This is a genomic window from Nocardia sp. NPDC055002 (genome assembly GCF_053608825.1).
Genome location: NZ_JBSGWE010000017.1, coordinates 1 through 12,065 on the forward strand (window position 1 = coordinate 1; position 12,065 = coordinate 12,065).

General features: G+C 68.1%; 13 protein-coding genes. 7 read left to right on the forward strand and 6 right to left on the reverse strand.

Annotated features, from left to right (window positions below):
* Positions 1-119 precede the first annotated feature (119 nt).
* Positions 120-863, forward strand: a complete 744-nt coding sequence (gene nucS, locus ACWF99_RS33450; RefSeq protein WP_378639483.1) for an endonuclease NucS — start codon at positions 120-122, stop codon at positions 861-863.
* A 10-nt stretch (positions 864-873) separates the two neighbouring features.
* A complete protein-coding gene (locus tag ACWF99_RS33455; protein WP_378639481.1) occupies positions 874-1,164 on the forward strand; it encodes an ATP/GTP-binding protein in 291 nt (96 codons plus the stop codon).
* Between the two features lie 89 nt (positions 1,165-1,253).
* Here the strand turns inward: ACWF99_RS33455 and ACWF99_RS33460 are convergent, their stop codons facing one another.
* Both ACWF99_RS33460 and mce read right to left on the reverse strand, forming a co-directional pair.
* Positions 1,254-2,249: a coiled-coil domain-containing protein gene (locus tag ACWF99_RS33460; RefSeq protein WP_084473310.1), complete on the reverse strand. Its 996-nt coding sequence runs from the start codon at positions 2,247-2,249 to the stop codon at positions 1,254-1,256.
* Positions 2,250-2,335: 86 nt separating this feature from the next.
* Positions 2,336-2,797, reverse strand: a complete 462-nt coding sequence (mce, locus tag ACWF99_RS33465; protein ID WP_266296146.1) for a methylmalonyl-CoA epimerase — start codon at positions 2,795-2,797, stop codon at positions 2,336-2,338.
* A 130-nt stretch (positions 2,798-2,927) separates the two neighbouring features.
* Here mce and ACWF99_RS33470 point away from each other — a divergent pair, with 130 nt between their 5' ends.
* From ACWF99_RS33470 to ACWF99_RS33485, 4 genes are all read left to right on the forward strand, one after another.
* Complete coding sequence (locus ACWF99_RS33470; RefSeq protein WP_378639478.1) at positions 2,928-4,112, forward strand: acetyl-CoA C-acetyltransferase; 1,185 nt, start codon at positions 2,928-2,930, stop codon at positions 4,110-4,112.
* 105 nt (positions 4,113-4,217) lie between these two features.
* Positions 4,218-4,586, forward strand: coding sequence for a DUF3817 domain-containing protein (locus tag ACWF99_RS33475; RefSeq protein ID WP_378639475.1), 369 nt, complete (start codon positions 4,218-4,220; stop codon positions 4,584-4,586).
* 61 nt (positions 4,587-4,647) lie between these two features.
* The gene (locus ACWF99_RS33480) at positions 4,648-5,517 is read left to right on the forward strand and encodes a tetratricopeptide repeat protein (RefSeq protein WP_378639485.1); all 870 of its coding nucleotides are present in this window, start codon (positions 4,648-4,650) and stop codon (positions 5,515-5,517) included.
* Positions 5,518-5,643: 126 nt separating this feature from the next.
* Positions 5,644-6,036, forward strand: coding sequence for a nitroreductase/quinone reductase family protein (locus tag ACWF99_RS33485; RefSeq protein WP_378638858.1), 393 nt, complete (start codon positions 5,644-5,646; stop codon positions 6,034-6,036).
* Here ACWF99_RS33485 and glgB read toward each other — a convergent pair.
* The 4 genes from glgB to ACWF99_RS33505 form a co-directional block, all read right to left on the reverse strand.
* Positions 6,033-8,189, reverse strand: coding sequence for a 1,4-alpha-glucan branching protein GlgB (gene glgB, locus ACWF99_RS33490; RefSeq protein ID WP_452538352.1), 2,157 nt, complete (start codon positions 8,187-8,189; stop codon positions 6,033-6,035). The genes ACWF99_RS33485 and glgB overlap by 4 nt on opposite strands.
* Positions 8,189-10,189: a maltotransferase domain-containing protein gene (locus tag ACWF99_RS33495; RefSeq protein WP_452538353.1), complete on the reverse strand. Its 2,001-nt coding sequence runs from the start codon at positions 10,187-10,189 to the stop codon at positions 8,189-8,191. The genes glgB and ACWF99_RS33495 overlap by 1 nt, the downstream gene beginning before the upstream one ends.
* 64 nt (positions 10,190-10,253) lie before the next feature.
* Entirely contained in the window at positions 10,254-10,898 is a 645-nt protein-coding gene (locus ACWF99_RS33500) for a LysE family translocator (protein WP_378638865.1), read from the reverse strand.
* 51 nt (positions 10,899-10,949) lie between these two features.
* Positions 10,950-11,540, reverse strand: coding sequence for a TetR/AcrR family transcriptional regulator (locus ACWF99_RS33505; protein ID WP_452538354.1), 591 nt, complete (start codon positions 11,538-11,540; stop codon positions 10,950-10,952).
* 79 nt (positions 11,541-11,619) lie between these two features.
* Here ACWF99_RS33505 and ACWF99_RS33510 point away from each other — a divergent pair, with 79 nt between their 5' ends.
* The gene (locus ACWF99_RS33510; RefSeq protein WP_378638870.1) at positions 11,620-12,039 is read left to right on the forward strand and encodes a VOC family protein; all 420 of its coding nucleotides are present in this window, start codon (positions 11,620-11,622) and stop codon (positions 12,037-12,039) included.
* Positions 12,040-12,065: the final 26 nt, after the last annotated feature.

Here is a 12,065-nt window from a genome sequence, read left to right on the forward strand (position 1 = left end):
TACTGCACTCGACAGGGTGTGGGAGAGTAGGACACTGCCGGAACATCATTGCGAAAGGCCCTCCAACTTCGGTTGGAGGGCCTTTTTGCGTTCCCAGGGCTGTCGCCTACAGTGCTTGGGTGCGCCTCGTCATTGCTCGTTGCCAGGTCGACTATGTCGGTCGACTGACCGCCCACCTTCCGATGGCTCGTCGGCTGTTGCTGATCAAGGCCGACGGGTCGGTGCTCGTGCACTCCGACGGCGGCTCGTACAAGCCGCTGAACTGGATGAGTCCGCCGTGCTGGTTGGTGGAGCAGGAAGTGCCGGACGCGATGCCCGCCGCCTTGCCCGACGGCGTACGGCCGTTGCGGGAGGGGCAGACTCCCGAGCCGGTGACGGCGAAGGCGCTGTGGGTGGTGACCAACAAGGCCGGCGAGGAATTGCGGATCACCATCGAGGAGATCGAGCACGATTCCTCGCACGAGCTCGGGGTCGACCCCGGTCTGGTGAAGGACGGCGTCGAAGCGCATCTGCAGGAGCTGCTCGCCGAACACGTGACGAAGCTCGGGGAGGGGTACACCCTGGTGCGGCGCGAGTACATGACCGCGATCGGCCCGGTGGACCTGCTGTGCCGCGATGCCGACGGCGCCACCGTGGCGGTGGAGATCAAGCGGCGCGGTGACATCGACGGTGTCGAGCAGCTCACCCGGTACCTCGAACTGCTCAACCTCGACCCGCTGCTGGCCCCGGTGGCCGGGGTGTTCGCGGCACAGCAGATCAAGCCGCAGGCGAAGACGCTGGCCGAGTACCGTGGAATCCGGTGCCTCACGCTCGATTACGACGAGCTACGCGGCACGGAGAGCAACGTTTTCCGCCTGTTCTAGGAGGAGTGTCATGCCGCGACGTAGACCGCGCAGCGGACGTTCTACGGCGCCTAGGCCGATCGGCGATGTGTACGGCCGCACCGAGGACGGTCCGGGCGACGAAACCTATGTCGTGCGAACGGTTCCCGGCGCTCGTGCGGTGAAGCCCTATCGGTGCCCCGGCTGCGACCACGAGATCGCGATCGGTGTCGCCCACATCGTGGCCTGGGCCGTCGAGGGCGGCGAGGACGACCGCAGGCACTGGCACCAGGGTTGCTGGAACGGCAGGCGCACCCGCGGCATCACCCGCCGCTGGTCGTGACCCGAGCGACGGAAAACCGAAGGCCGCCTCGATGATTCGAGGCGGCCTTCGGTTTTCCGGGTGAATGTCGTGACGAGTCCGACAGCTGGTTAGTTGACGTCAGCGCTCTCGCGGTCCTCATCGACGATGTCCTCGTCGGCGACCTCGGGGATGGCCTTGTTCTGACGCGAGCTCGACACCGACTTGTTGCCGTTGTTGCTGATCGACTTGCGCTCAGGCGTGCCGTCGAGCAGTTCGCTCTCGCGGTTGACCGCGGCGAGCATGGCAGGCACGGAATCGAGCTGACCGCGGATACCGAGCAGCTGGGCGAGCACCCGGCCGCGCAGCACGCGCATCTCCTCGGCCAGTTCCTTCGCGTGCGCGATCTTGCGCTCGGAGGTCTGGGTGGCGGAGCTGATCAGGCGGTTCGACTCGTCGGTCGCGTCCTTGATCCGCTGGGCGGCTTCGGCGCGACTGGTGGCCTCGAGCTCCTCCATGGCCCGGGTCAGCTTGGTACGCCGATCGTTCATGGTGGCTTCGAAGTCCTGCTGGGTGGCCTTGCGCTTGGCTTCGGCCTCCTTGCCCAGACGTTCGACATCGGCTTGGGCGGCTTCGATGATCTTGGCCGACTCGGTGCGCGCGTTCGCGAGGGTCTGCTCGAACTCGATCTCGAGCGCCTCGCGCTTCTCCTTGGTCTCCGCGAGCAGCGACTCGTACTTGCCACGCATCTCGGTGGCCTGCTGCTCGGCGATCGACACCATCTCGGCGGCTTCGGCCTGCGCCAGCGCGCGGACCTCGGACGCTTCGTCCGAGGCCAGGCGCAGCATGCGCGAGATACGGTCGGACATGCCTTCGGCGGTGGTCGGCGGCACGGAAAGCCGGTCGACCTCCTTGCGGAGCTCGTCGATCTCGTCACGCGCATCTTCCAGCTGGCTGGCGAGATTGCGGGCCTGCGCTGCGGCAGCGTCCCGGTCGGTGGCGGTGACGCGGAGCTCAGCGTCGAAGCGGTCGAAGTAGTTGCGCACCTCGTCTTGCGCATAACCCTTGCGCACAACGGTGAAGGGCAGTGCAACGAAGCGATTGCGATCGGACTCAGGTGACGACATGGCACACAAAATACAGCCTCGAGCGAGCCTATGGAGACTCGACCGTGATTGTGATCTCGCCGAGATTTACCGACAGTACCGGCGTACTAGTGCGTAACATCCGGGTTCGGCTCCACGAGCTCGACCAGCACACCGCCAGCATCCTTCGGATGGATGAAATTGATGCGGGAATCGGCGGTCCCGTGACGTGGGGCTTCGTACAGCAAACGCACGCCGCGCCCGCGCAGGAAACCCGAAACGGCTTCGATATCGGTGACCCGGTAGGCCAGCTGCTGCAGTCCGGGACCGCTGCGGTCGATGAACTTGGCGATGGTCGACTCCGGGGTGAGCGGGGCCAGCAACTGCAGGGCGGTCGCGCGGTCGGCGGCGGCGGGGCACGACAGCATGGCCTCGACGACGCCCTGGGCCTCGTTCACCTCGCGGTGGGTCTCGACCATGCCGAGGTTGTCGGTGTACCAGGCCACCGCGGTGTCCAGGTCGGGCACGGCGATGCCCACGTGGTCGACGGCGATGACGTAGTCGGCGGGGATGAAGTTCTCATTGGTCACCCCACGAAGCTAGCGCGGACCTGCGTGCCGGGCGCGGGCCGATACCGGTTACCGTGGAGTCCAACTCCTGTACGCGTGCGGTGCTGCTGTGCGCGTCCGCGAGGATCGACTCAATGAATGCGAGGCTTTCGTGACCACTTCTGTCATCGTGTCCGGTGCGCGTACCCCGGTCGGTCGGCTGCTGGGCGGTCTGAAGGGCTTCAAGGCCTCGGATCTGGCCGGTGTCGCGATCAAGGCCGCGCTCGAGAAGGGCGGCGTCGCGCCCGAGCAGGTCGACTACGTGATCCTCGGCCAGGTGCTGCAGGCGGGCGCGGGGCAGCTGCCCGCGCGCCAGGCCGCCATAGCCGCGGGCATCCCGATGGATGTGCCGTCGATCCTGATCAACAAGGTCTGTCTGTCGGGCATCAACGCGATCGCGCTGGCCGACCAGCTGATCCGCGCGGGGGAGCACGAGATCGTGGTGGCCGGCGGTATGGAGTCGATGAGCCAGACTCCGCACCTGCTGCCGAAGAGCCGCGAGGGCTTCAAGTACGGCGACACCACCCTCGTCGACCACATGGCCTACGACGGCCTGCACGACGTGATCACCGACCAGGCCATGGGCCTGCTCACCGAGGATCGCAACGACCTGGACAAGGTGAGCCGCGAGGAGCAGGACGCGCTGGCCGCGGCCTCGCACCAGCGCGCCGCCGCCGCGTGGAAGAACGGGCTGTTCGAGGACGAGGTCGTGCCGGTCGCCGTGCCGCAGCGCAAGGGTGACCCGGTCTACGTGACCGAGGACGAGGGCATTCGCGCCGACACCACCGTCGAATCGCTGGGCAAGCTGCGCCCGGCCTTCCGCAAGGACGGCACCGTCACGGCGGGCACCGCCTCGCAGATCTCCGACGGCGCGGCCGCGGTGATCGTGATGAGCAAGACCAAGGCCGAGGAGCTGGGCCTGGAGTGGATCGCCGAGATCGGCGCCGCGGGCCAGGTCGCCGGGCCGGACTCGACCCTGCAGGACCAGCCCGCCAACGCCATCCTCGCCGCGTGCGCGAAGGAGGGCATCACGCCCGCCGAGCTGGACCTGATCGAGATCAACGAGGCGTTCGCGGCCGTCGGGGTGTCCTCGACCCGCAAGCTGGGCTACGACCCGGAGAAGGTCAACGTCAACGGTGGCGCCATCGCCATCGGGCACCCGCTCGGCATGTCGGGCGCGCGCATCCTGCTGCACCTGGCGCTGGAGCTGAAGCGTCGCGGTGGTGGCGTCGGTGCCGCCGCGCTGTGTGGCGGTGGCGGCCAGGGCGACGCGCTGATCATCCGCGTTCCCGCCTGATCCTGTTCGACCACGAAAGCCCTGGTACTCCGCGCGAGTACCGGGGCTTTTGTTGTGACCGGTCCAACTACGTGGTGTCGTAGATCATGCGGCACAATAGTGGGCATGGGTTTCTTCGATTTGCGGTCAACGGCCAGCCGGTTCCGGTTCTTCGCGGTGCTCGAGGCGCTGTCCTGGATCGGTCTGCTGACCGGTATGGCGTTCAAGTACCTGCCCGCGGAGGGCAACGAGATCGGCGTGAAGATCTTCGGCCCGGTCCACGGCGGGATCTTCGTGCTGTTCGTGCTCTCCGCGCTGCTGGCCTCGCGTGAGCTGAACTGGAACTGGAAGACCACGGTGCTGGCGCTGGCGTCGAGCATTCCGCCGCTGTTCACCGTGATCTTCGAGGTCTGGGCAGTGCGCACCGGTCAGCTGGGCGAGCTGAGCGCCGACGCGAGCAAGGGCTCCGCGGCTGCCGCGCCGACGGCTTCGTGACAAACTGGAAACCGTGACTCGACCCGCTGCCCGCCGTCCTTCGCCCGCCGCTGCCGCCGCCATGTCCGGCGCGGTGGATCTGTCCGCGCTGAAGCAGCCGCCCGCCGCGCCCGGCGGTGCCGCTGCTGCTCCGGCCTCGGGGAACCACACGGTCACCGAGGCGGATTTCGAAGCCAAGGTGATCCGGCGCTCGACGCAGGTGCCCGTGGTGGTCGCGCTGTTCTCGCAGCGCAGTGCGGGCAGCGTCGAGCTGGTTCGCACGCTCGAACGGTTCAACGCCGAAGACCGCGGCGCCTGGGATCTGGCCGTGATCGAGGCCGAACCCAATATGAACATCGTCCAGGCGCTGCGTGTGCAGGGCATTCCGACGGTGATCGCGGTGGCGGGCGGGCAGCCGCTGGCCGACTTCGAAGGCGCGCAGCCGGACCCGCAGGTACGCCAGTGGCTCGACGCGGTGATGGACGCGACCGCGGGCAAGCTCGAGGGCGACCCCGACGCGGCACCCGCCGAACCCGAGGTCGAGGATCCGCGCTTCGTCGACGCCGAGGACAAGCTGTCCGAAGGTGACTTCGCCGGCGCCGAGGCGGCCTACGAGGCGATCATCGCCGAGGAACCCGGCAACGAGGAAGCCAAGGCGGCCCTGCGCCAGCTGCGCTTCCTGACCAGGGCCCAGCAGCTCGATCCGGCGGTGGTGGCCACCGCCGACGCCGACCCGGCGAACCTGGATGCCGCCCTCGACGCCGCCGACGTCGAAATGTTCGAACAGCGCCCCGAGGCGGCCTTCGAACGGATCATCGCGATCGTCAAGCGCACCGCGGGCGACGACCGCACCAAGGCTCGCACTCGCCTGCTCGAACTGTTCGAGCTGTTCGACCCCGCCGAGCCCTTCGTGATCGCGGCCCGCCGCAAGCTCGCCGCCGCCCTGTACTGACACCCACCGCCCAGTTCCGATCGGTTCACCGTCGACGGACTGCCGTGCTCATATCGCTTCGAAGCCGCCCCGGCCGAACACCGCCGGGGCGGCTTCGCTGCGCATGAGCGGTGCTACGGTCGAAATATGGCGTCCAAGAACGATATTCAGCATCGGATTGTCACCGCGTTGCAGCGGCGACTGAATCCGATACTGGGCAGACTGCCCGGTCAGCAGTTGCTCGAGACGGTCGGGCGGGTGAGTGGGCAGCCGCGGGTCACGCCGATCGGTGGTCGCCGCGTCGGCGACGAGTTCTGGCTGGTCTCCGAGTTCGGGGATCGCTCGCAGTATGTGCGCAACATCAAAGCCGACAACAAGGTCAGGGTGCGCCTGGGCGGACGGTGGTACGCGGGAACCGCCGTGCTGCTGCCCGAGGACGACGCGCGAGCCAGACTGCGGCAGCTGCCGCGCTACAACAGCACCGCGGTGCGGGCGTTCGGTACCGACCTGCTGACGATTCGGGTCGACCTGGATCGTTAGACCGTCCAGGACAGCCAGAGGGCGCTGTGGGGCGCCATGGTGACGGTGGCCGAGGCGGGGTGACCGTGGCTGGGGGTGTCGACGGCGGTGACGATGCCGAGGTTGCCGATGCCGGAGCCCGCGTATTCGTGGGCGTCGGTGTTGAGGATTTCGTGCCAGGCGCCGGGGTGGGGCAGGCCGATGCGGTAGTTCTCGCGGATCGAACCAGAGAAGTTGAAGACGGCCGCCACCGCGCTGCCGTCGGTGCCCCAGCGGAGGAAGGCGAAGACGTTGGCGGTGCTGTCGTCGGCTTCGATCCAGGAGTGGCCGCCGGGGGTGGCGTCCTGGGTCCACAGTGCGGGGTGGGCGGTGTAGGTGCGATTGAGGTCGGCGACCATCGTCGAAATGCCCTGGTGGAGTGGGTTTTCCAGTTCCTGCCAGTCCAGGCCGCGGTCGTTGTCCCATTCGCGGAACTGGCCGAATTCCTGGCCCATGAACAGCAGTTGCTTGCCGGGGTGGGCCCACATGTAGGCGAGCAGGGCGCGCACGCCGCTCGCCTTGGCGAAGTCGTCGCCGGGCATGCGGGTCCACAGGGTGCCTTTGCCGTGCACGACCTCGTCGTGGCTGATCGGCAGGACGTAGTTCTCACTCCACGCGTAGACCAGCGAGAACGTCATCTCGTTGTGGTGCCAGGAGCGGTGGATCGGGTCGCGACCCAGGTAGCCGAGGGTGTCGTGCATCCAGCCCATGTTCCACTTCATGGTGAAACCGAGGCCGCCGACGTCGGTGCCGCGGGTGACGCCGGGCCAGGTGGTCGACTCCTCGGCGATGGTGACCACGCCGGGATGGGCGCCGTGCACGGTGTCGTTGAGTTCCTGCAGGAAGTCGACCGCTTCCAGATTCTCCCGGCCGCCATAGATGTTGGGCTCCCAGCCGCCGTCGGGTCGGGAGTAGTCCAGGTACAGCATCGAGGCGACGGCGTCGACGCGCAGGCCGTCGATGTGGAATTCGGAGATCCAGAAGGCCGCGTTGGCGACCAGGAAGTTGCGGACCTCGTTGCGCCCGAAGTCGAAAACGTAGGTGCCCCAGTCGAGTTGCTCGCCGCGGCGCGGGTCGGGGTGTTCGTAGAGTGGGGTGCCGTCGAAACGGGCGAGTGCCCATTCGTCGCGGGGGAAGTGCGCGGGGACCCAGTCGAGCAGCACGCCGATGCCCGCGTTGTGGAGGTGGTCGACGAAGTAGCGGAAGTCGTCGGGACTGCCGAAACGTGAGGTCGGGGCGTAGTACGAGGTGACCTGGTATCCCCACGAGCCGCCGAAGGGGTGCTCGGCGACCGGCAGCAGCTCCACGTGGGTGAATCCGGTCGCGCGGACGTAATCGGCCAGCTGGTGGGCCAATTCGCGGTAGTCGAGGCCGGGTCGCCAGGAACCGAGGTGGATTTCGTAGGCGCTCATGGGGGAGCTGACCGCGTCGGTTCTCGCGCGTCGGTCGAGCCAGGCGCTGTCGGTCCACACGTGGTCGGTGCGGGACACCACCGAGGCGGTGGCGGGCGGTATCTCGGTCGAAAAGGCAAGGGGGTCGGCGTGATCCACGACGCGGCCGTCGGCGCCGTGGATCCGGTACTTGTACCGTGTGCCCGGCCCGACGCCGGGCACGAACACCTCCCACACACCGGAATTGCCCAGCGCGCGCATCGGGGCCGAGGTGCCGCTCCAGTGATCGAAATCACCGAAGACGGTGACGCCGCGGGCATTCGGGGCCCACACCGCGAAGGAGGTGCCGTCGACGTCGCCGTCGAGGGTTGTGTAGTGGCGCGGATGGGCGCCGAGAACCTCCCAGAGGCGGGTGTGCCTGCCTTCGCCGATGAGGTGCAGGTCGAGCTCGCCGACGGTAGGCAGGAAGCGGTAGCCGTCGGCCGAGATCACGGTCTGGCCGCCGGGGTACTCGGCGCGGATCCGGTAGTCGTCGATCTGTGGATACGGCAGGATCGCGTCGAAGATGCCGTGACCCAGCGACTTCAGCCGATGTTCGGACTCCCCGACGAGAACCGTCACAGTGTCGGCGTGGGGGCGCAGGACACGGACCGCGGTGCCGTCGGCGTGGGCGTGCGCGCCGAGGACGGTGTGTGGGTCGGGATGGGTGCCCGCGGCCAGCAGCAGGAGATCGCGGCGCTTCATCACAGTGTCTCGCGGTAGGCCAGCGGTGCGCGGGCCGCGGCCGGGACTGCGGGCAGTGACAGGATGTGCGCGACCGCACGCGTGGGGTCGAGGCGCACGAAATTCTGCTGGCCCCAGTGGTATTCCTCGCCACTCACCTCGTCGAAGACCACCGGGTGGTCGTGCCATTCGCGGCCGATGGCGGGGAGATCGAGTGAAATGTGGCCCTGCTCGGCGGCATAGGGGTTCAGATTCACGATGACCAGCACCGCGTCGCCGGTGGCCGGGTCGACTTTGGAGTAGGCGATCAGCGCGTCGTTGTCGACGTGATGGAAGTGGATGCAGCGCAACTGCTGCAGCGCCGGGTGATTGCGGCGGATCTCGTTCAGGCGGGTGAGCCACGGTTCCAGCGATTCACCGCGTTCGAGGGCGCCGGCGAAATCGCGGGGACGCAGTTCGTACTTCTCCGAATCGAGGTACTCCTCGCTGCCCTCGCGGACCGCCTCGTGTTCGAACAGCTCGAAACCGGAGTACACGCCCCAGGTGGGGGACAGGGTGGCGGCGAGGGCGGCGCGGATGGCGAACATGCCGGGGCCGCCGTACTGGAGGCTCTCGTGCAGGATGTCGGGGGTGTTCACGAACAGGTTGGGCCTGGCCTCGTCGGCCTTGGCGGCGATCTCGTAGCCGAACTCGGTGAGTTCCCACTTGTGCACGCGCCAGGTGAAATACGTGTACGACTGGCTGAAGCCGCGGCGGGCCAGGCCGTAGAGGCGGGCCGGACGGGTGAACGCTTCGGACAGGAAGATCACCTCGGGGTCGGTGCGGCGCAGTTCGGTGATCAGCCATTCCCAGAAATCGGCGGGCTTGGTGTGCGGGTTGTCCACGCGGAAGATGGTGACGCCCAAGGAGATCCAGTGCCGGACCACCCGCAGGATCTCGGCGTAGAGACCGTCGGGATCGTTGTCGAAGTTGACCGGGTAGATGTCCTGGTACTTCTTCGGTGGGTTCTCGGCATAGGCGATGGTGCCGTCGGGCAGGGTGGTGAACCACTCCGGGTGGGCGGCGACCCACGGGTGGTCGGGGGCACATTGCAGGGCCAGGTCGATGGCGACGTCCAGGCCGAGAGCGGTTGCCTCGGAGATGAATTCGGTGAAGTCGCGCTCGGTGCCCAGCAACGGGTGCACCGCATCGTGTCCGCCGTCCGCCGAGCCGATGGCCCAGGGTGAGCCCACGTCGCCGGGTTCGGTGGTGAGACTGTTGTTGCGGCCCTTGCGATTCACCTCGCCGACCGGGTGGATCGGCGGGAGGTAGACGACATCGAACCCCATGCCGGCGATGCGGGGGAGTTCGCGGGCCGCGGTGGCGAAGGTGCCGTGGATCGGGGCGCCGTCGGCGTCGCGACCACCGGTGGAGCGCGGGAAGAACTCGTACCAGGAGCCGACCAGGGCGCGGCGGCGTTCGACCAGGACCGAGAACTGGGTGCCGCGGGTGACCATCTCGCGCAGCGGGGTGGCGCGCAGGATCTCGGCGACCTCCTCGGAGAACGCGGGCGCGACCCTGGCCGGGAGTTGTTCGTCACCGCGCAGGGCGGTGGCGGCGGCGCGCAGGCGTTCGAACTGCTTCTTCGGGACAGCCTGGGCGGCGCGTTCGAACAGGACGGCGCCGATCTCGAGGTCGTTGGCGAGGTCGGCGGCGGACTGGCCGACCGACAACTTCGCCTCGACCGCGCTTCGCCAGGTGGCGACGGGGTCGCTCCAGCCTTCGACGCGGTAGGTCCACACGCCGGGGAGGTGGGGGGTGAAGAGGCCGTTGAACACGTCGGGTTGGTAATCGGGCGTCATCCGGACACGGGTGATCCGGGAGGAGCCGGGAGCGCGGACCGCCAGGGTGGCGGCTACCGCGTCGTGACCCTCGCGCCAGACGACGGCGCGGACAGGGAACACCTCGCCGACTGCGGCTTTGGCCGGGCGGCCGCCGGGAATGGACGGGGCGATGTCATCGATGGCAATCCGGCCGGTCACTCGGCTAACTTACTGCATTTTCGCTGGGTGGGGAGCGCCGGCGGCCGGGGGGAGGACGTGGTGTTCAGCGGGTATCCGCGGCCAGGCCGAGGCCGAGGGCGACCAGGATGGCGGCGAGGGTTCGTTCCATCCGTTGGCGGATTGTCGCGCGGCGCAGCCAGGCGCCCGCTCGGTCGGCGGCCAGCACCACTGCTACGCACCAGGCGCCGTCGACGACGACCTGGATGGTGGCGAGGATGAGCAGGGTGGGGATGACGGGCCCTTCGTCCGGGAGGAACTGGGGCAGGATCGTCATGCCGAAGACGGCGGCCTTCGGGTTGGCGGCGATCGAGATCAGTGAGGCGCGGAAGGCAGCGGCGGGAGTGTTGCCGCCGGGCAGTTTCGCGGTGAGCGCGGCGCCGAACTCGTCGTGGTGGCCGCGGGCATGGCGCCACGACTGCACGCCGAGCCAGATCAGCACCGCGGCACCCACGACGTGCATGGTGGTGTTGAGCCAGCGGTTGGCCGCCAGCAGGATCGACAACCCGGTGCCGCCCGCGAGCGTCCAGCCGAGTATGCCGATCTCGTTGCCCACCACCGCGGCCAGACCGGCGGACCGCCCGTCACGCACCGATCGCTGCAGGAACAGCGCCGTCGCGGGTCCGGGAAGCGCGGCCAAGATGATGGCGGCGACCAGGAATTCGGGCAGGACATCGACCCAGTGCGGCATCGGTGCATGGTGACACGGAGCGCCGGGGGATGGCGAACCGATTTCTTTGGGTCAGGTGCTGCGCAGCCCCGCGAGGAGGCGGTCGAGGGCGGCGATGGTGCCGGTCAGCGCGTCGGGGTCGGTGGTTGTGGCCAGCCACAGCGCGGCTTCGTTCATCGCACCGGAGAGCAGTTGGGTCAGTGGGGCGATCGGTTGTGGAGGAAGGACACCGGCGTCGACGAGGGTTTGCAGGGCCTCGTCGAGGTGGCGGGCCGAGTTGGCTTCGTCCATGGCCCGCCATTCGTGCCAGCCGAGGACGGCGGGGCCGTCGATCAGCAGGATGCGCTGGACACGGGGGTCGGCGCAGGCTCGCAGGAACGCGGCGCAGCCGGTGGTGAGCTGCGTCCAGGGGTCGGACTCGGTGTCCGCGGCAGCGGCCACCTGCGCGCCCACCTCCTCCTGCACCTGCGTGAGGACCGCGCGGAACAGGTCGGCCTTGCTGTCGAAGTGGTGGTACAGCGCGCCCTTGGTGACCCCGGCGGACGTCACGATCTCCGACAGCCCCACTGCGGCATAGCCTTTCGCGGCGAACAGCGCCCTGGTCTCGTGCAGCAGGATGCGCCGCGTCTCCTCGCGTTGCCGCGTCCGTGCTGTCGATGTCATCGGCCGTCCTCCCATTGACCTACCGCTGGTATGTGAACTACGGTACGACACATACCAACGGTATGTGAAAGGTGACGCCATGAAACTCAGCAGCTACTACCCCGTTCTCGCCACCACCCGGATCGCGGAATCGCGCGACTTCTACACGGCCTGGTTCGGCTTCGAGATCGTCTTCGAGGCGGACTGGTACGTCAGCCTGCGGCGACCGGGTGCCGGCGACGAGCCGACCTACGAACTGGCTCTGCTCGACCCCACCCACCCCACGATTCCGGCGGGCTTCGGAAAACCCGTCCAGGGTGTGGTGCTGAACTTCGAGGTCGACGATGTCGACGCCGAGTGGGACCGACTCGTGAAAACCGGCGGCCTGCGCGCCGAGCTCGACCTGCGCACCGAAGACTTCGGCCAGCGCCACTTCATCGTCGCCGACCCCGCCGGCGTCCTGATCGACGTGATCACCGAGGTCCCGCCGAGCCCCGAGTTCGCTGCCCAATTCACCTAGACCCCCAGTGCGGGCGCGATCGTTTA